Source organism: Leptospira levettii (assembly GCF_002812085.1).
GTDB classification, from domain to species: domain Bacteria; phylum Spirochaetota; class Leptospiria; order Leptospirales; family Leptospiraceae; genus Leptospira_A; species Leptospira_A levettii.
Window position 1 is genome coordinate 534,548 of sequence record NZ_NPDM01000002.1, and the last position, 20,233, is coordinate 554,780.

Sequence of the window (20,233 nt, forward strand, 5' to 3'; positions counted from 1 at the left end):
CTCGGGTTGGGCCAAGGTGACAACATCTTTTTTTGCTCGTCGTCCTTCCCCATACCCTTATCTTGATTTAAGAGGCAAAATTGAGAGGATCAGCACAATTTCGTATGTTTTTTTCCCTGGCCTGGCTCTCCCTCACTCTGTCACTTGGAGTCTGGTGGTGGATTTTAGGGTTTCGCCAAGCCAAAACCATTTCTGAAATTTCTGTTAGCACAGAAAGACAGTTTGAACTGAACCGAGTGAATCGGATGTTACAACTAGAAGGGTCATTTTTCTTATCGATGTTAACCCTGGGTGGTGTGACTCTCGCCGTTTTATCCTACAGAGACCACAAACGTTCCAAACTCATTGCTGATTTTTTCTCTACAGTCACTCATGAAATGAAAACTCCAATTGCCAGCTTACAACTGCAAGTTGAAGTCCTATTGGAAGATACAAAAGATTTAGAACTGAAAAGAAAATTGGGAAAAATCTGGAAAGAAAACTTAAGGATTGAATCCCAAATGGGAAATGCCTTTTATCTGGCAAGTCTCATGCAAGGAGAAGCTCTTTACTTAGAAACGTTAACCTTACAAGAAATCAAAGATTCCTATTCCCACCATGAACCAGATTTGCTTTGGGAAGTATCCATCCCTCTCTCAAAAAAAGTACACCTCGATAAAAAAGCATTTTTTGCCATGTTAAAAAATCTGACTGAAAATGCAAAACGACATGGAAAAGCAAACCAAATCAAACTTCACATTGACCAAGAAAAAGATCGAATTTGTTTTCTGTTAGTAGACAATGGATCTGGTTTTATGGGGAATAAAAAATACCTCACCCAACCGTTTCTCCGCCATTCGAATACGAGCGGGAGTGGGATTGGACTTTATATCGTTAAAAAATTAATTGAAAAGATGAAAGGTAAAATCGAATTCCCGGACAGTCCGTACGGTTTCCAAGTCAAACTTTGTGTGAGAGAGGTCATATGAAACCAAGGATTTTACTTGTGGAGGATGATGAAGGACTCGGAGAAACATTAAAAGAAAGATTAGAACAAGATAACTACCGAGTAAAATGGGCAAAAACCGTCTCGGAGGCAGAAACTCTTTTTGCACCAAATTTGTATGATTTAGTTGTCCTCGACTTACGCCTGCCAGATGGAAATGGATTTGAACTCGCAGAGACGATGGTTTCTCTAGAAAAGGATCTTCCTTTTTTATTTTTAACAGCCCAAGCAGGAGCTCAGGAACGACTCCGTGGGTTTGAACTCGGAGCAGCCGAATTTATCCCCAAACCTTTCCATCTCAAAGAATTTCTCATCCGTTTAGAAAGGGTTGTTTCCCTCACTCGTCCCCATTTTGGTCAAAAATGGCAAATGGATTCGAAAGAAATCCATTTGGATTCCTTTTTAGTGAAAAACAGGGATGGTTCCAGTATCCTACTTTCCAAACGTGATTGTTCCCTCTTGGCTTTACTTCTGAGTGATCCCGCAAAAGTATTCAGTCGCTCTGAAATCCTTGATGTCATTGTGGGAGAAGACAGTTTTCCCACGGAAAGGACCATTGATAATGCCATTGTTCGGTTGCGGGATGCCTTAGGGGAAGATTCCATTCGCAATGTCCGAGGGGTTGGTTACCAGTGGATTGCAGAAGTCCAACCTCTGAAATAAACCAGTTCTTCCTTATGGAAACTGGACGATCCTCCGATATTTGATCCTGATGAAACGAGGATTTTTTAGCATTTGGATTTTTTGTATCTCCTTGTTTTCGCTTTCTTTAGGTGCCTGGGAAACAGACATTGATTACAATTATGAATACCAAAAAAACGGACCCTATACAAAATTTTCAGACTGGGTTCCTTATAAATTACACAAATGGGAACCTAAATACTTAGAAGATTTTTACGAATTGTACAATCTGAAACAACATTATAATGATAATGAACTGCGTAAAAATATCTATTGGTTAAAAATAGCACTAGGCAAACGATTCCGACATCCAAAACACGCATTATGCGAAACTAAAACGGAACAAGAATACTATAAATATCGAAATTTGATGTTTATGCATATCAATATCCAAATCATGCGATCTTATATGCGACTTGGTTCCAAATTTGACAAACGCCATGTATACTTTTACAACCTCGACTTTGCTCATGAACTAAAAGAAAGTTTCACAGTGGCAGAGAGTTTTTACAAAGAAGCAATTCCCTATTGGGAAAAAGCAAAAGAATATGCAGACAAAGCCAATGAAGTGCCTGTGGATTTGGATTTAGGAACTATCGAAACCGAACGATATGAAATTGTGACTGGAAAATTAGATTTTGGTCATATCATTGATACACATTTAAACCGACTAGATGGCAAAAAGAAAATTGTATCGGAGTATTTGGCGAAGTATCCAGAAGCGGATGCCAAAGCTCTCGACCTCATCGACCAAACGAATTAAAATTCCAAAAACAAAACTGCTATATCATCATGAATGATTCGTTCCTTTTCCACCAGGCAATTGGCAATCATCTTTTTGATGAGGCTATCAGTATCTTCTGAAACAGAAATCATCTCAGAGAGTTCTTGTAAAAAAACATCAAGTCCAATATAACCGCCTGTTTCTTCTTCCAATTCATAAATCCCATCGGAATAAAGTAAAAGACGATCTCCTTTTTCAAAGGTTTTTGAAATGTTTTTCCCTTTCCAATCATCAAGGAGTAATATCGGATACATTTCATCTTTTACAAATTTCATCACACGGTCTTTCTGGTTCCAAAAAACACCTGGTGGATGGCCAGCAAAACTAAACTCGATCCTTCTTTCCAAGGGATATATCCGCATCACACAGGCAGAGATATGGTGTTTGAAAATAATCGTTTTGAGTTCAATGTGCATCGCTTCCAAAATGGCAGCAGGTGAAGATTCTACTAATGAATGTTTTTTAAACGAAACGGCAGCAATACCTGAAACCAAAGCAGAGGAAATCCCATGCCCAGAGATGTCTCCAAAAAATATATCAATACAATCCGGTTTTGGTTTTTCGTATAAAATTAAATCTCCCCCAATTTCATCATAAGGTAAAAACCTAGATTCTATTCTTATATTGGGAATCGTACCAAAATCTTTTGCGACCCAAGCTTCTTGGGTAAGTTTTGCAAGGGCTAAGTCTTCTTTTACATCAGAATAAAATCTTTGCAGAATTTTTTCCTTTTTCATCAGTTTGATTTCGTTTTTGGCACGAACCAAACCTTGTGAAACAAATCCTGCAACCAAACCTAACATTTGCTTGGTCTCACTTGTCCAATCACCTAAAGATTGGTATGTGGTCACACCAAGGATTCCAATTAAATTCCCTTCATCCCGTAATCCAATGACCAAAATAGAACGAACTTCTGCTGATTTAAATAATTGTAAATGCCAAGGTTCATCACTCAGTGCTCGTGTATCGGGAATATAAATCACACCATCACCAGCAAGAACCCCTAACCTTTCCGGGTTCATTTTGGCTATGGGAAGTTTTGTTCCCACTTCAAAGAGAGATGGCACACCACCAGTTAACCATTCATGGCTAACTGATAAAAATTGTTTATCAGAAGAGATCTCTGCCACAAAAACCCTATCTGCTTTTGAATACTTTCCCAATTCCTCTAAGGCAAACTGAATGGCATCGGAAACAAATTCAGCTTTGGTGTGAACAAACATTTTTGAAACTTCAGTCACAATTTGGGAAAACTGCAAAAGACCCGAAAGTTTCGACTCAGACTCCCGAATATTGGAAATTTCAATTTGTTGGCCCCAAATCCGAACCAGATGCCCATCGACAATTTGCCCATGGGAATTGATGAGATAAACACGAGGCAAAATGGATGTATTTTCTGTGTATTCGTAATCCTCTAATTGGTAAGAATTCTCAATGAACTTACGGAGGAGATGGATACTAGTTAAAGAAACAATTTCTTTCAGGTATTTACCATTCACCTCTTCCAAACTTCGGAATCCATTCAGCTTCACCATGGCGAGGTTACATTCCCGCACCACAGAATGGTTCCAAATGTATTCCATCTGTTCTTCCAAAGGCAAAGAAATGGGCATTGGGATGTCTAGTTCATAACACCAAATGGCGTCTTTCGAAAGGTGGATAAAACTCTCCAAGTGTTGGAAACGACCAAAATCTGGTTTGCGAGAGCTCATCGTCCTCTACAGTTTCTTTTGATCCTTTGATTGCCACAAAAAAAACATACATTGAAGGGTTTTCGAAAAAATTTCAATTTTGAAGAAAAAAAATCCTGATTCCGTTGACCAAGGAATGCCCTTTTCCTAAAATACATTGGAATGGCGGAGGCTTAGATACCGTGTATTATGCACATATTTTAAGCATTTATCATTTTAAATACGCAATCTGTTTCGTGCCTAAGCACCAATTTCAAAACAATCTGCTTAGAAACTCCACGAAACCCTTATATTTCGGTCGAAATGCCTTGGTATAAATCTTGCATTTAAAGTGGTAACAGATTACAACAATCAGACCGACCTCTGAACGAAGGAGAATCAAATGCAGTTCGCAACCCCAAAATTTACTTCCGGAAAGGAAGTGGTTGAGTATGCCAAAAAAAATGGAGTCCTTTTCTATGACTTCCGATTTACGGATATCAAAGGAATGTGGCACCACGTTTCGTATTATGTGAATTCCGTAAATGAAGATACATTCAAAGGAATTCCTTTTGATGGATCTTCGATTGCTCGTTGGCAGCCAATCAATGCTTCCGATATGCAATTACATCCAGAAATTTCTACGGCATTTTTAGATCCGTTCACAGCTGACAAAACACTTGTTATGTTCTGTGATGTTTGGGACATCTATAAAAACCAATACTATGAAAAATGCCCAAGATCCATCGCGAAAAAAGCATTAGAATTCATGAACAAATCTGGAATTGCAGATACTGCATACTTTGGACCAGAAAATGAATTTTTCGTATTCGATAGTTTGAAAGTTCGTGATGAAATCAACTGCCAATACTATGAGTTAGATTCAAACGAAGGGATCTGGAACACTCACTCTGAAATTCCAGGTTCAAACAACACAGGAAAAATTAACTTTAACTCTGGACACCGTCCTGGAACAAAAGGTGGTTACTTCCCAGTTGCTCCAATTGACTCTCAAGTTGACTTAAGAGCAGAATTTGTAAAAACATTAGAGGCCATTGGAATGGAAACGTTTGTGGTTCACCACGAAGTTGCCCAAGCACAAGGTGAGATTGGTGTTAAATTTGGAACACTCATTGAAGCTGCTGACAATGTTCAAAAACTAAAATACATCGTTAAGATGGTTGCTCATAAACACGGAAAAACTGCTACCTTCATGCCAAAACCACTTTTTGGTGATAACGGTAACGGTATGCACGTTCATATCTCTCTTTGGAAAGGTGGAAAAAACCTTTTTGCCGGAGACAAATACCAAGGTCTTTCTGACTTCGCATTCAACTACGTTGGTGGAGTTCTGAAATATGCAAGAGCGTGTGCTGCATTCACAAATGCATCTACTAACTCTTACAAACGACTCATCCCTGGTTTTGAAGCACCATCGATCTTAGCTTACTCTGCACAAAACCGTTCTGCTTCTTGCCGTATTCCTTTTGTGAGTGGCGAAAAAGCAAAACGTGTGGAATTCCGATTCCCAGATTCTACAGCTAACCCATATTTGGCGTTTGCTTCTCTTCTTATGGCTGGTATGGCTGGAGTTGCTGAAAAGATTGATCCAGGTCCTGCTCGTGAAGAAGATCTTTTTGAACTTTCATTGGATGAGATCCGTGAAAAAGGAATCCGCCAAATGCCTCACACACTTCGTGAAGCAATGGAAGAGATGCTTGCTCAAAGAGAAATCTTCAAACAAGGAGATGTTTTCACTGAAAACTTCTTACAAACCTACCAACATTATAAGTTTGAGACAGAAATTTGGCCATGGGAAGGTCGCCCTCACCCGTACGAATTCCTCACTACTTACTCTTGCTAAGAGAAAAAGCCCCGGCAACCGTCGGGGCTTTTTTTTGTTTACCATTCCCTATCCATTCAAAAAATGACAAAAGAACTAAAGATTTAGTTCAACCAAACGATCTAAGGTTATAGGGCGAGGTAGCTCAGATGGTTAGAGCACAGGATTCATAACCCTGAGGTCACGGGTTCGACTCCCGTCTTCGCTACCAAAGATCGAGAGGACAAGGTATGAAAAAAACAAACCGTTTGTTTTCAATTTTGGTTCTAGTGTTATTCACTGGATCCATCCAAGCAGCAGATTTTCCTAAGTGTAAAGAAGCTTGTGATAAGTTTTACAATTGTTCGGTCCAAGTGAATCCGAATGCAACTGAAGAACAAAAATCAACTCTCCGCAGAGGTTGTGAGTTCAATTGTAACCGACCTAAATACTACAATAAAATTGCTAGTTGCCTCACTGCAGGTGACAGTTGTAAAGCCTTCTCTACTTGTATCATGAAAGAGATGCAAGCAAACAAATAGAATTTCCATTGTCTTACGTCAGATTCGAAACAAAAGAAAAAACCTAGGGGATCACTCTCCTAGGTTTTTTTATACCTATCGACTTTGTTTCATTTTAACAAGTCTTGAGGGTATCCCATCCCAAAGAGATAGGATAGGAATTTACCTCTGTCCACTTTTTAGCTATTAATTTTCTGTTCCTGTCTTTTGGGAAATTTGTTTCGAAAAGGATTTTGCTTCATCGAGTCGTAACGAAAGGATCTTTGAAATCCCTGGTTCTTCATTGGTGACTCCAAATATTGCATTGGCCCTTGAGATCGTGGATTGTGCGTGAGAGACAACAATGAATTGAGTTTTGTCTTTGAAACGGTCAAGGATTTGGCAAAAACGAAGTTTGTTTGCTTCATCAAGTGCTGCATCAATCTCATCTAAAAAGCAGAATGGACTTGGTTTCACCATGTAAATTGCAAAAAGAAGTGCAATCGCCGTGAGTGATTTTTCACCACCAGATAACAAACGTAAGTTTTGAACATGTTTGCCCGGAGGTTCTGCCATAATTTCAACCCCAGAATTCAAAGAGTCTTCTTTTTCTGTAAGTTCTAAAGTAGCTCGTCCCCCATTAAACAATGTGGAGAATGTTTCTTGGAAGTTTTCCTTGATCCTTTCAAAGGTCAATTGGAAGAGTTTTTCTGACTCTTCATTGATCCGTTTTAAAACTTCTTCGATATCTTTTTTCGAACTTTCAATGTCTTGTTTTTGTTTTAAATTGTGTTCGAAAATTTCTTTGATATTGCGATACTCTTCAATGGCAAGTGGGTTGATGGAACCAAGTAGTTGGATTTCTGATTTGGCAGAACGTAGGCGTCTTTCTTCTGCTTTTTGTTCCAACTCTAGACCTCCCCTTTCAGCTTCTAACTCTGAATCGGTTAAGGAATAATCGTTGTACAACTCTTCCACTAGGGAATCAATTTGTACTTTTAGTGCAGAACTTGTTCGCTCTTTTTCAGAAAGAAGTGGAAGTAAATTTTGGAATACTTCTTGGTTTTTGGAAATATTCGATTTGATCCCAGAAATTTCTTCCACTAAAGTTTGTAAGGTTTCCTTTTCTGATTCCAAAATACGACTCATCGAAAGGAATTCCTGGTAAGCTTCTTCAATTTCCTTTTCTAAGAACTCAACTTCCTTTTCAAGACTTTCCTTTTTCTCTCGGATCACCGACTCTTGTTCTTTGGCACTGGTGATTCGGAATTGGATTTCACCTATCCTTTCCTCAAGGACTGAAATTTCCTTTTGTTGGTTTTCCAACCTTGAATTCGATTCGAGTAGTTTTTTCTCTAACTCTACAATTTGAGTTCTAGTTTCTTCCCATTGGTTTCTAAAAAGAATGATATTACTCTGGTTATCTCGAATACCACGCGTTAGGTTTTCGTTTTCTAATATTAAATCTTCGATCTCTTGGTCGATGGATTCTTTTTTGGATAAGATTCCATCTTTATCAAACAGAAGGTTTCTAAAATCATCTTCTTTTTTGAGGAAATCAGTGAGTTTTTCAGAATACAGATCCAAACGAATTTCTTTTAAAACTTCTTTTGCTTCCGTAAGTTTAGAACCTTCTAACTCTTGGAGTGCCGATTGTAATTTGATTTGGAATTCACTGGTAAGAGAGACTAGTTCCAACTTGTTTTGGTTTCGAATCTCTTCACCTTCTTTGGATTCTCTTTTTTTGTTTTCTAACTCTTGGATGAGTTCGAGGATGACTGTCTTTTGTTTTTCGCGAAGGATGATATGTCGTTTTTCATTTTCCCCAATGCGAATTTCCTTCTCTTCGATTGCTTTTTCTTCTTCTTTGATGGAAAGTTCTAAAGAAACACGTTTGGATTCTAATTCTGTAATTTCTTCTTGGAGAGTTGCTTGGATTTCCCTTTGGCGTTCGTTTTCGAGTTCAATTGCCTTTTTTTCCACTTCCAATTTGATTGTGGCTTGGTTTTCCAATTCTAAGGAAGATAAGATTTCACCAATGCGTAATTCATATTCTTGGATGAAGGTTTTGTTTTTTGCGATTTTTTCTTTTTGGATTTGGCTTTTAGAAAGATGATCGAATAATTTTTTATCAATCTCTGCAATCTCTCTTTCTTTTGCTTCCTTGATCGTTTCCTTTTCGGAAATCAAATTGGTTTCATTCTGGATGAGGGATAAAATCGATTTGTTTTTTTCCCGGATTTCTTGTAGTTCCTCATCCGATTTTTTCATCCTACGTTTGAAGTCTCTCAGTTTGAGGTAACGTAAGTTTTTATCGGATTCATCTAAATCAGATTTGAGTTTGAAGTATTGTTCTGCTTTTTCGGATTGTTTTTCTTTAACTTCCAAATCCTTTTGCATGGAACTCATAATGTCGTGGATACGAAGTAGGTTTTGGTTTGTGTCTTCTAATTTTTTAGTCGCTTCTTTACGGTCTAATTTAAAACGACTCACACCAGCAGCTTCTTCAAAGATAGCACGTCTTTCTTCCGGTTTGGAATTGAGGATTTGGTCCACTCGACCTTGTTCTAGAATGCTATAACTGGATTTACCAATCCCTGTATCGAGTAAGGTTTTTTCGATGTCCTTTCTTGTGGTACGGATATCATTTAAGTAGTATTCATTTTCACCATCAGGGTAAAGCCTACGAGTGATTTTGACGGAAGGGTAATCGATATTAAAAAAGCGGTCATCATTATCAAATAAGATGGACACTTCGGAAAAGCCAGCGGCTCGCCTACTCTCTGTTCCGTGAAAAATAACATCGTCCATTTTTTCGCCGCGGAGTCCTTTGGCACTTTTTTCACCAAAAACCCATTTTACGGAATCGACAATATTTGATTTTCCCGAACCATTAGGTCCGACGACTGCGGTAAACCCTGGATCAAAATTGATCTCGGTCTCATCTGCAAAAGTTTTGAATCCAACAATGTTTAGGCTTTTTAAATGCATATCTGTTTTGCCGTTTGATTTCCTTGTTTCCCAGTTGACAGACCCTGAGAGACATAAGAAAAAACCTTAGATAGTATTATGTCCCAAATGATCGATCCGATTTCCAGTGAAATTTTTGAACGGAAGCCCTACTTACAAAATTATTTCAAAAACTTTGTGTCCGATCACAAGTGGGAATTGGCTTCGGCAAAGAAGGAAGGAGAATATTATGTCTCATTAGATGGGAACCCACTCTCTTCTTCCTTCTCCCCCCTAACCCAAGCAATACGGCTACTCGAAACCTATTCTTTAAAAGCGACTGATATAGTCATACTATTTGGACTCGGGAACCCACACCTTTTAACGAACGTTAATGAGAAACTAAACCCGGGACAAATTGTAATTTTTGTGGGAGAAGAGGAAACTCTTGTTCCAATCTTATGGGATACTTTCTTAAAACCAATTTTACAAGTGCCAGGAAGGCATTTGTTTTCGGGAGAACTCTTTTATCCTTTATTTTTTAATTACTTAGAATCCCTTCCCATTGAACGAGTGAGTGGACTGAAGATCATTCGCAACCCCACAGACACAAATCGAAATCCCATTTACAAAGAATTAGAAGACAAAACACAAACTGTTTTTTCTGCCAAGATGAGCGACCTACTCACCAAGTTTGAGTTTGAACGGTTATGGATCAAAAACAGTGTTTATAATTTAGTTCATGCAGAAAACTCCCCTCCAATCAAATTTCCAATTTCGTTTTTACGAGATAAATTCAAAGGCCTCACCGCTGTACTGGTGTCAGCTGGTCCAAGCTTACGAAAGAACCTTTCTTGGTTACAGGAAGTAAGAGACAAAGTTTTCATTCTATCTTGTGATACTTCATTGAAAGTACTCATCAAAGCAGGAATCAAAGCAGACGGTGTTGTCACACTCGATGCCCAAACCAATTCCTTTTTTCATTTTATGGGTGAGTCACTGAGAGAGATCCCACTGTTTGCCGACCTTGTGAGCTCCCCCACACTACTCCGCGAACCAATGTTCCAAACTGTTTTCCATTCTGTGACTGCAAAATACCAAGTGGATGCGGAAGGATCCCTTGTCAGAGAAGTGACAGCAGGTGGGGAACTTGCGGAACATGTATTCCAAGATGTAGGTGATATCCAATCAGGCGGGTCTGTGGCAACCACCGCCTTTGACATGTTACGGTTTATGGGATTTGGAAGTGTTTATTTTCTAGGTCAGGACCTTGCGTATTCTGGACGTGAAATTCATTCCACAGGTACCCATCATAACGAAAAATGGTTAACCTTAGTCAGTCGAAAAAACAGTCTCGAACGCATCAATGAAGTCATCATCAGAAAACGCGAAACTCGTTTTGTTCCCTCTTGTAGCGGTAACGAGGTGTTAACGGATTATGTTCTCGATTTATACCGTCACTGGTTTGAGGAGTCAGCGACTAGTGTGAAAGAGATGTCACTCTGGAATGTGAATGAAGATGGTGCAGAGATTGTAGGCATTCCATCACTTTCTCCTAAGGCCGCCAAAGACAAGTTAACTTCTGTTCCCAATCATCATTACCCTTGGAGAGACCATCCAATTTGGTCGGGAATACTAGCGAAAGACAAAGTTTTTGCTGGCAGATATGAAGGAAAAGGCCTCACGAAAGGATTTGATACCAAAAAAACCAAACAAAATCGTAACGACCGAGAGACAATCACCACACAAGGCACCATTCCCAAAAGTGGAGAAGGACTTTTCCAGAAGATCAAAACTGACCTAACCTTTATCGAATCCAAACTAAATGTTTTTGAGATGGAAACTTCGGATACCTCCTTCCAAGATTCTGAAATTTGGATTTGGATGCAAAGTGAATCCTATTTACGGAGGCTCATCCGAAAAACAGAAATTTATTTATTACGCCATAAAGATTTGGATTTAAAACGAAAAAACCAGATCCTCATCCAGTCCATCCGTAAAGAGATCCGGTATTTGAAACGAAGTCTTTATCCGATGATGGATTCGTTTCCAGAAAAAGGATGAAAGACTGCATTGTCTTCAAACTCTGGGAAATAATCAAAAAATAATTTTTGGGAGACCACTCGGTAAGCAAAAGGATTTTTTTCCGCATAACCATCCGTATGTGGTAATGCTGGCAATTGGTGGAAATTGATACGCTCTTCAAAATTAATAAAATCACGGCGAGTGAGTTCGGGGCGAAGTTCAAGCACTGTTTCTTTTAATAAATTCCAATCCAATTTGAAACTCATCCTTGCCCCGCGGAATGCTGGGGAACGTTCGAGTAAATTCACAATCCGTTTGACGGGGCAATCCATATGGTAATACTTTGTGAGGTATACTTTTACATACCTAGCGGCAAGACCAACGGGTTCCCAAACAAGTTCTGATTCTACATTTTGTTCTTCTTCTTTTTTAATTTCATTAAGGACTAAGTGAAGTTCAGGGATCGAAAGTTTTCCTGTCATGATGAGTGTGGATTCTTCCATTCCAAACTCACCATAATACAACCATTTGTAGAAGTCTTGGATTTCCGCCTCTGGGTGGTCTTCTACAAACTTAGTGATGAGAAAGAGTTTTTCTTTCTGCGAGAGTGTAGATTCCCTTTCATTTTGCATATTGGGAAGCTCTCAGTTCCTTACCTGAAATGAGACGTTTGATATTTTCCCGATGGGAATAGGTGATGAGAAAAAAAGTAGCCACTAACACAAAAAAGATGATTGGTTGGTAGTTGGAACTAGGTAATACTTTAGAAGAACCAAAATACCAAAAGGGCATGGAAAGAGTTCCGATGATAGACCCAAGGGAAACAAATCCAGAGATTTTATAAACGATAAAAAAGATCAGAAGAGCACAGAGTGTTACAATGGGGACAAGGGTCATGTACACACCAAGGGCTGTTGCGACACCTTTGCCACCTCGAAAGTGGAGAAAGGGTGTGAACGTATGGCCAAGGATGGCGACAGATCCAAGAAGGATTTCGGTTGTTGTGAGGGAGTAAGGGGAATCAATGTAGGAGGCTGAAATGACAGGGATGGCACCTTTTAGTGCATCAAGAAGCAGAGCTAAAAATCCATACTTCCAACCAATCACTCGGCCGACATTTGTGGCGCCGATATTACGACTCCCGTGCTCACGGATGTCAATCCCTCGCACTTGTTTGGCAAGGATAAACCCCACCGGAATGCCACCAAAAAGGTAACTGAATAGGATCGCGGCAAGAATCATTCCCTGCCCTCCTTTCCTTCGTTTCGGTTCCGGAGTTCGATCTCAACCGCAAGGCCGTCGAGTCCAAATTCCTTTACAATACTCTTTCGGTAGAAACTCAAAATATTTGAGGGAAAGAGTTTTGTGTCGTTCACGAAGAACAATATTTTAAAAGGGATCTGCGAGACCTGGGTGGCGTAATACACCTTCGGAGGTCGGTTTGATGCCTTCTGTACCTTATTTTTTCCCCCCCACTTGCTTAACCAGTCATTTAATTGGCGGGTTGTGAGCTTTTTTTGGGACTTTTCAAAGAGGGAAACCACTTCCTCTAAGAGTTTGTGGGTACGGAGTTTTTCTTTTGCTGAAAGAGAAAGAAGTGGGCGTTCTTTTAGAATCGAAAGTTTTCCTTCCATTCTGTCTTTGTAGTGTTTCCAGGAATTGGATTCTTTTTCAGGAACCAAGTCCCATTTGTTCACTGCGACAATCATCGGTTTACCGAGTTCTTGGATTTCCCCAAAGATCTTTTTGTCAAATTCTCCAAGGCCTTTCATGGCATCGACAAGGAGGACAACCACGTCAGCTTCCCCTAAACTATGTAAGGTTCGTTTGTAAGAATAAAATTCCAAACTTTCGCTTGTTTTGGATTTCCTTCTGATCCCCGCCGTATCGATGATTTCCAATTTATGGTTTTGGAAGTAAAACTGATCGGAAACAGAATCCCTTGTTGTGCCAGGGACATCACTCACCACTGCACGTTTATAACCAAGGAAGGTATTGAGTAGTGACGACTTACCAGAGTTTGGTTTTCCGATGATGGCAATTTTGCAATACGGATCCTCTTGGGTTTTGATTTTATCTGGAAGGAAAAAATTAATCTTTTGGTAGAGTAAATCAAAATTCCTGCGACCCAGGGCAGAGATCGGAAGTAGTTCGTTTAACCCCAGTTTGTAAAATGGTTCCAGATCATATTCGTCTTGTTCTGTATCCACTTTGTTGATAAGTGTTAGTACATTTTTACTTTTAAGAATTTCATCTTTTTTGAAAAGATCAATGAGTTTATGATCATACTTCCGTAAGTCTTTGTGATCGATCACATGTAGGATGAGATCAGAATTACGTAAGTGTTCAAAGGCAATCTCAATGATTTCTTTTGAGATTTCATCAATGTTTTCAATGTCAAGACCTGGTGTATCAGACAACGTAAAAGGAATTTTAAACTCAGAACGTTCGACAGTCTTTTGTAAAACATCCCTGGTTACACCCGCTGTGTTTTCTGTGATGGCACTTTGTGCTCGGAGAATGGCATTAAATAATGTGGATTTTCCCACATTTTGTCTACCAACAATGGTAACGACGGGAAGTCCCTTCATTTGCGTAAATGTTCCTTCATGGCTCTTTCCATATCGATTTTGGCTTCCTTCTTTTGGATATCGTCACGTTTGTCGTATAATTTTTTTGGTTTGGCTAAAGCGACGTCAATCTTAACCAAACGATTGTTCTTAAAGAAACAACGTGTGGCAACTAACACAAGCCCCTTCTCTTTGATGGAACGATCTATCTTCTCAATTTCTTTTGCTTTGAGGAGGAGTTTTCTAGGGCGAATTTCTGGGTGATTCGCATAACCCCCGTTTTTGTAAGGAGGGATTTGAAAGTTTTCTAAAAACACTTCCCCGTTCCTTACCTTCGCAAAACAATCGGTAAGGTTTCCTTTTTTTTCCCTAAGAGATTTTACCTCAGAACCCGTGAGTACAACACCTGCTTCGAACGAATCTAATAGTTCGAAATTGAACTTTGCCTTTTTGTTGATTAAAGGATCGGTTCCGCGTGGTTTATCGTCTTTTTTGGTTTTGCCCATATAGATTATTGTCTTAAAGAATGGTGGATTTGTACAAGCCTTGCTATTTCTGCCCCAATGAGATTTGGCATCGAATAAAAATTGTCAGCCGTGATCTGAAGTGAGTCGTGGAACACATGTTCTGCAATGTAACGAGAACCAAGTCCTACCCCTAAAAATACATAATTTTTCTCTTCGTTTTTCAGTACAGCTTCTTTCATTTTTCTCGTGTCAAAAGAAGCAAGTTCATCCTCTATGTAGGTCTTGGCACGTTGTCCTCGGAAGTCAGAAAGGATCACAATAATTTTGGTTTGGGCATCTGGCGAAAAGTAACGTTCACAATTGGAAAGGACTTGGAATTCAGGAATGCTATCTCCTTGCCAATTTTTGCAAAGAGCACTGAATACTTCCTCTTCCTTCTCAGGAGTGTAATCTTCTTCTGCTGATTTGAGATTAAAAATATCAACAGTGTCTTTTGAGTTTTTGATATCACAAAATGTATGAACACTTGTTTTGATATCATGTTCGTTTAGGATATGCAAACTCACAAGAAGGGCCGATAACATCGCAATCGAATACTCAAAGTTAAAGATCCTTCGGCATTTGGAAACGAGGAAGGTAACCTCTACTCCTTTCAGTTTTTCATCATTTTTTTCAATGGTGGTTTTATCAAAAATTTTGGTATCACCCCTTCCACTTTTGTAAGAGATGTACTTCCTTGCATCCACACGTGAGCCTTCGTTTTTGTACATGCGGTGGATGTCAATTTCTGGATCAAAGAGTTGTTCTAAGTTGAGTTCCACTTCTTCCAGTTCTTTTCCAAACACTGACTTAAATTCTTCGAGACCCACCATAATGGAATAATCCCATAGAAGACGTCGTTTTTTTAGGAATTGTTTGTAGAGTTCCTCGGTACGATACCCCCAAGCACCACCACCACCTTGTGGTTCGCCCTGGCCTTGGTTCCCTTGTGTGTCCTGACCATACCAAGCATCAGGTCCTTCTTTCGTTCCACCACCCGTTTCGGGTGTATTGATTTCAATTCCGCGTCTCGTTTCTTCGCCAGAGTTTAATTTTTTAGCAACACCTGTTAGGGGATCCCGTTTGTGAAGTTCAGGATCCCACCAATTCTTTCGATTTAGCCCTGATTCAACGGTAAATGTTTTTTTTTTCTCTTCGATTTCCTCGAAGAGTGTTGAAACCAATTCCACACCAGAAAGAAAGCCCTCTAACAGGCGTTCTAACTCTTTTCGTTCCTTCGGATCGGCAATTTGGTTCGTGTAATAAATTTTTCCACCCCGAATCGCAATGTCTTTAACATCCGTTTGGTTGTAACGGTAAATATGGTTTTTCCATTTGAGAAGGTTTGCGATTCCAAATCGGTAAGGCATGAGGTTCGCCGAACCAATGGTGCGTTTTTCAGAAAGTTCTTTTGCCTTGAGGTGAAAACGAGCAAGAGACCTTGGTAACACACCTTCCGGTAAAAAGAATTCCAAAATTTCTTCCAGGACTTTTACATCTTCCAACTCAGGAAATAAAATGGGTGTAAAACGGTTACGGAAAGCACGAGAAATCGTTGTCACAGACTTGGAAGCACGAAAGGACTTCATCCCAAATACCACAGAGGTTTCTGTCAGTTTGACGGGAAGGTATTCTCCAGACTCTGGTGGAAGAGTGAGTGACCTTGCATCATCCGTTAACATATTCATTTTTTCAACAAGTTCCGCACCTGCAGATTCCAAACCTGAGATGAGGATGATGTGACCATTTCGGATAGCACGCGTAAGGGGGCCATCCACCCAAGTGACACTTTCGATGTTTCCCTCTTCTGTTGGTTTTAACGCACCTACGACATCAGAAGTATGCATCCCTTTGGATAACATTACCGATTCAAGTTGAATCCCTGTGAGTTCTGTAAATAAAGGTAAAAATTCTTGTGGGTCCTGGTCTTCCCTGTATTCGATGAGGATGTTTTCTTTTGCTTGGATGGCGGTAAACACTTGGTCTAGGAAATGTAGGATTGGTTCTGGAGTTGGGTATTTGGAAAGTAGAGAGATGGTTTTTGTTTCGTCCCAAGTTTTAATTTCTTTGTCATTCCAGAATATGGTTGAGCTTTGCACATAACCTTTGGTTGGCACTAGTTTTACAGAACCACCAAACTCTGACTCGATAAGTTCTCTTTGTTTTTCACGATCTTCTTTTTTACGAAATGGTTCTTCAAAGAGATACAATGCTTCGCGAACGGAAACCGTTTTGTCTTTGGTGCCAAATAACACCAAACGGTTACAATACTTTTGGAGAGTTCGTAAATTAAAATGGTATTTTTCTAAATCCCCTTTTCCGATTTCACCTGATTTGATTCGTTTTTCTGATTCGATACTGATACGAATGATTTGTTTCAAAACCTCTTCCGATAACATGGGATAAAGTTTTTTTAAGATATAGAACATCTCATCCGGGGTATATGGATCTACATACACGACTGCAAAATGTTTGGTGATATCAAAAGGCAAGGGTTTACGACCTTCAAATCCTTCACTTGGGTTTTGGGTTCCAATAAACCAAAATCCAGTTTTGCCTTTGACTCGTTCTCCACTCCCTTCGAGTAAGTCGAGGTAATTGGATTCATAGACCGAGGAAAATCGTTTGATGATGTTTGGTGCACAAAGATTCATCTCATCAGCCACAAAACTTAAACCCTCAGAGAGGGCATTTGTGAGTGGGCCATTCGACCAAGTGAAACCTTTTCCATCGAGAAGGATTCGATACGATCCAATCAAATCTTCTGGGAGTGTGTCCTCGTTAAAACTGAACCGAAGGGTCGGTTGTTTCCGGAGGGAATTGATGTAATAGATTAAAGCGTTTTTTCCAACCCCAGCATCTCCTACAAGGAGGACAGGCATTCCTTCGAGCATGGGGTAGAGGATTTTTTGTAAGGTTTGTTTCACCGAGTCAGTTTCAACAAGGCTAGAAGGGAAAACGGGAAATTTTTCGGAGTGCGGGAGAACCGGCACTTTCACATCGGCGATGGTTACAAATTCCATATCCTTCAGATTTCTACTCAATTCCAGGGTGTAAACCAAATTCTATTGACCCGTACCTCCCCAAAAAACCATGATGATTCCATGGAATTTGCCAATAGAATGAATGGGATCGACTCCTCCCCCATCCGTAAAGCTTTCGAACTTGCAAGGAGCATCCAAAACCCGATCAATTTGAGTATCGGTCAGCCTCATTTTCCTTGTCCACCTAACATCATCGAAGCGATGAACAAAGCTGCCATTGAAGGAAAAACTTCTTACACCCTCACAGCAGGAATTCCTGAATTAAAAACGGCGATGGCCGAAAAATATAGAATCCAAAACCATATCAAGTATGCCCATGAAGATCGTATCCTTGTGACTGCTGGAATTTCTTCTGCACTCTTTTTAATCTTTAACGCGCTCGTCAACGAGGGAGATGAGTGCCTTGTGATCTCTCCTTATTTTTTAATGTATCCTGCCATGCTTAAATTTTACGGAGGAAAGGTTGTCCCTCTTTCGGAAGACTTCACACCAAACGATGTTGAGGCACTAAAAAACAGAAAATTCAAACTCATCATTTTTTCGAATCCTTCCAATCCAACAGGAAAGGTGTTATCCAAAGAACAACTCCGTGCTCTTGCCAATTTAGCGGAAACCACGGGAGCCTACCTCATCAGCGATGAAATTTATGAACTCTTCGATTATGATGGGAAGTTTTTTTCAATTGGAAGTGAGTATGAAAAAACCATCACCCTTACTGGCTTTTCCAAAACGTATAATATGACAGGGCTTAGACTTGCAACCATCCTTGCCGAAGACAAAGTCATCAAGGCACTAACCACCTTACAACAGTATACCGTAGTGTGTGCCCCTTCCATCACACAGTGGGCCGGCATCGAAGCTTTAAAAACAGACATGACAACTTACATCCAAGATTACAAAGAAAAACGTGATTTTGTATACGAATCCTTAAAAGACCATTACCCAATCCAAAGATCAGGGGGAGCCTTTTATTCCTTTTTCCAAGTGCCTTGTGACGATGAGGAATTCATCAAACGTGCTGTCAAAAAAGACTTAATCCTTGTTCCTGGTTTTATTTTCTGTGAATCCAAAAACTTTGTCAGACTGTCCTTTGCCACCGAATGGGAAACACTGAGACGGGGAATGAAGGCATTACAAGAACTTTCGAAAGAAACATAAGTCTTTCGATGATTTAGGTATGATTCGTGGATTTTTTTGAAGATACAAATTGGTTTTTCCTTTGGAAATTGTCCACATATACCATCTTGTTTTTGTTTGGTGGGGCACTTGCCAGTTTTTATGCTACACTTGCTGACCGAATTTTATATTACTGTTATGAAAAAGGTAGAAAAGAGTTCAAAGGGCTCAATCGTTGGCGGGTCATCTTCACAAAACCTAGCCACTGCCCCGAATGTAAAACTCCCATAACCAAACTCTATTTGGTTCCTATTCTAGGATGGTTTTTAACGAAAGGAAAATGTACTCATTGCCATACAAAGGTTCCCAAACTCTACCCATTGTCTGAATTTTTATTTGGAATCATTGCTGTGGTTGTGTATTCCATTTCTGATTCCCTATTTGGTACAATTTGCCTACTATTTTTATTGGGACACCTTCTCATTTCCATGATGACGGATGCAAAAAAATTATCCCTCGATTATGAAAACTTACCCTTCCTTTTGGGATTTGGTTTTTTATCCAATTCTCTTTTGTTTGGTGAATCCATTGGCCAAGAACATTTGGTTGTGTACTTTGGTTTTTTGGTTTTTTATCTTGTCATCTATCTATTGTTCCGTGGGGGAACTGGCCTCGGGGATGTGCTCTTTTCACCAGTTTTTGCGACCCTTGCAGGGAATCCTTTTTGGATCGTTTATTTGAATACTTCTTATCTACTAGCAGTCATGTTTAGTTTATTCCTTCGAAAAAAAGGAGAACCCCTCAAAGGAATGAAGGTTCCCATGGGACTCTATTTTTCGATTGGACTCTTTTTTACTTTTTTTTGCAAACTCATCGTTCACAATTATGAATGGGAAGGATTTTCAGATTTATGGAACCAATAAATGATCTCGCACATATGCGCCAATCTTACCAACGTTCTGTTCTTTCAGAAAACACAGCAGGAACTGATCCTCTGACACTGTTTTCCCTTTGGTTTTCTGAAGCAAAAGAAGAGGGAGAACCAGAACCTAATGCAATGAGTTTAGCCACGGTAAACAAAGAAGGACAACCAAGCGTACGGATTGTACTCCTCAAAGGTCTTATCCGTAACGAATTTCAATTTTTCACGAACTACCATTCTGATAAAGGGAAAAACATCAGTGAAAACAATCGAGTGGCATTAAATTTTTTTTGGCCCAAACTCGAAAGGCAAATCCGGATTGAAGGGATTGCCAGTCAAATTCCGAAAGAAGAATCAGAACGTTATTTTGCAGTTCGCCCTAGAGAATCCCAAATTGGAGCTCATACATCAAACCAAAGTTCTGTGGTGCCATCTAGAGATTATTTAGAAGAAAAGTTTGTCTCACTTTCCAAACAATGGGAAGGAAAGGAAATTCCGATGCCTGAGTATTGGGGTGGATATTCTGTATCCCCTACCAAAATCGAATTTTGGCAAGGAAGAGTTGGGAGATTACACGATCGGATTTTATTTGTAAAACAAAACGACAATTGGGAAAAAACAAGGCTCTCTCCATAAGGAAAAGGGCCTTATCATCAATT

The 20,233-nt window shown here is 39.6% G+C and carries 16 protein-coding genes and 1 tRNA gene; 10 read left to right on the forward strand and 7 right to left on the reverse strand.

The features are described from left to right. The first annotated feature begins 104 nt into the window (after nt 1–104). Genes CH354_RS10215 through CH354_RS10225 form a run of 3 tightly spaced genes read left to right on the forward strand, consistent with a single transcriptional unit; the run spans nt 105 to nt 2,429 of the window. Nucleotides 105–968 (forward strand): sensor histidine kinase, encoded by an 864-nt coding sequence (locus CH354_RS10215; protein ID WP_100726593.1) that lies wholly within the window; start codon nt 105–107, stop codon nt 966–968. Further along, nucleotides 965–1,648 (forward strand): response regulator transcription factor, encoded by a 684-nt coding sequence (locus CH354_RS10220; protein ID WP_100716717.1) that lies wholly within the window; start codon nt 965–967, stop codon nt 1,646–1,648. The genes CH354_RS10215 and CH354_RS10220 overlap by 4 nt, the downstream gene beginning before the upstream one ends. Nucleotides 1,649–1,697: 49 nt before the next feature. Continuing rightward, nucleotides 1,698–2,429 (forward strand): hypothetical protein, encoded by a 732-nt coding sequence (locus CH354_RS10225; RefSeq protein ID WP_100726592.1) that lies wholly within the window; start codon nt 1,698–1,700, stop codon nt 2,427–2,429. Here the strand turns inward: CH354_RS10225 and CH354_RS10230 are convergent. After that, nucleotides 2,426–4,162 (reverse strand): GAF domain-containing SpoIIE family protein phosphatase, encoded by a 1,737-nt coding sequence (locus CH354_RS10230; RefSeq protein WP_100726591.1) that lies wholly within the window; start codon nt 4,160–4,162, stop codon nt 2,426–2,428. The two genes, CH354_RS10225 and CH354_RS10230, sit on opposite strands and share 4 nt — an antisense overlap. Nucleotides 4,163–4,523: 361 nt before the next feature. Here CH354_RS10230 and glnA point away from each other — a divergent pair, with 361 nt between their 5' ends. The 3 genes from glnA (at nt 4,524) to CH354_RS10245 (ending at nt 6,484) form a co-directional block, all read left to right on the forward strand. Next, nucleotides 4,524–5,984 (forward strand): type I glutamate--ammonia ligase, encoded by a 1,461-nt coding sequence (gene glnA / locus CH354_RS10235; protein WP_100716713.1) that lies wholly within the window; start codon nt 4,524–4,526, stop codon nt 5,982–5,984. Nucleotides 5,985–6,097: 113 nt separating this feature from the next. Further along, nucleotides 6,098–6,174, forward strand: a tRNA-Met gene (locus tag CH354_RS10240). 19 nt (nt 6,175–6,193) lie between these two features. Further along, a complete protein-coding gene (locus CH354_RS10245) occupies nt 6,194–6,484 on the forward strand; it encodes a Cys-rich protein (protein ID WP_100726590.1) in 291 nt (96 codons plus the stop codon). Nucleotides 6,485–6,649: 165 nt separating this feature from the next. Here the strand turns inward: CH354_RS10245 and CH354_RS10250 are convergent, their stop codons facing one another. Beyond that, complete coding sequence (locus CH354_RS10250; protein WP_100726589.1) at nt 6,650–9,433, reverse strand: chromosome segregation SMC family protein; 2,784 nt, start codon at nt 9,431–9,433, stop codon at nt 6,650–6,652. Nucleotides 9,434–9,511: 78 nt separating this feature from the next. On the opposite strand from CH354_RS10250, the gene CH354_RS10255 reads away from it, so the two are divergent. Beyond that, the gene (locus CH354_RS10255; RefSeq protein WP_100766448.1) at nt 9,512–11,455 is read left to right on the forward strand and encodes a motility associated factor glycosyltransferase family protein; all 1,944 of its coding nucleotides are present in this window, start codon (nt 9,512–9,514) and stop codon (nt 11,453–11,455) included. On the opposite strand, the gene CH354_RS10260 is transcribed toward CH354_RS10255, so the two are convergent. Genes CH354_RS10260 through CH354_RS10280 form a run of 5 tightly spaced genes read right to left on the reverse strand, consistent with a single transcriptional unit; the run spans nt 11,419 to nt 17,515 of the window. Continuing rightward, complete coding sequence (locus CH354_RS10260; RefSeq protein WP_100716709.1) at nt 11,419–12,048, reverse strand: hypothetical protein; 630 nt, start codon at nt 12,046–12,048, stop codon at nt 11,419–11,421. The two genes, CH354_RS10255 and CH354_RS10260, sit on opposite strands and share 37 nt — an antisense overlap. Continuing rightward, complete coding sequence (gene plsY, locus CH354_RS10265; RefSeq protein ID WP_100726587.1) at nt 12,038–12,658, reverse strand: glycerol-3-phosphate 1-O-acyltransferase PlsY; 621 nt, start codon at nt 12,656–12,658, stop codon at nt 12,038–12,040. Before plsY ends, CH354_RS10260 begins: the two co-directional genes overlap by 11 nt. Further along, entirely contained in the window at nt 12,655–14,007 is a 1,353-nt protein-coding gene (der, locus tag CH354_RS10270; protein ID WP_100726586.1) for a ribosome biogenesis GTPase Der, read from the reverse strand. Before der ends, plsY begins: the two co-directional genes overlap by 4 nt. Beyond that, nucleotides 14,004–14,492 carry an SsrA-binding protein SmpB gene (gene smpB / locus CH354_RS10275; protein ID WP_002974168.1) on the reverse strand — a complete coding sequence of 163 codons (489 nt, stop codon included), beginning with the start codon at nt 14,490–14,492 and terminating at the stop codon, nt 14,004–14,006. The genes der and smpB overlap by 4 nt, the downstream gene beginning before the upstream one ends. A gap of 5 nt (nt 14,493–14,497) precedes the next feature. Then, complete coding sequence (locus CH354_RS10280; protein ID WP_100726585.1) at nt 14,498–17,515, reverse strand: AAA family ATPase; 3,018 nt, start codon at nt 17,513–17,515, stop codon at nt 14,498–14,500. Between the two features lie 81 nt (nt 17,516–17,596). Here CH354_RS10280 and CH354_RS10285 point away from each other — a divergent pair, with 81 nt between their 5' ends. From CH354_RS10285 to pdxH, 3 genes are read left to right on the forward strand one after another with little or no spacing between them, the layout of a single operon-like run. Continuing rightward, the gene (locus CH354_RS10285; protein WP_207762680.1) at nt 17,597–18,694 is read left to right on the forward strand and encodes a pyridoxal phosphate-dependent aminotransferase; all 1,098 of its coding nucleotides are present in this window, start codon (nt 17,597–17,599) and stop codon (nt 18,692–18,694) included. A gap of 26 nt (nt 18,695–18,720) precedes the next feature. Next, nucleotides 18,721–19,575: a prepilin peptidase gene (locus tag CH354_RS10290; RefSeq protein ID WP_100726584.1), complete on the forward strand. Its 855-nt coding sequence runs from the start codon at nt 18,721–18,723 to the stop codon at nt 19,573–19,575. After that, complete coding sequence (pdxH, locus tag CH354_RS10295; protein ID WP_207762679.1) at nt 19,572–20,210, forward strand: pyridoxamine 5'-phosphate oxidase; 639 nt, start codon at nt 19,572–19,574, stop codon at nt 20,208–20,210. Before CH354_RS10290 ends, pdxH begins: the two co-directional genes overlap by 4 nt. Nucleotides 20,211–20,233: the final 23 nt, after the last annotated feature.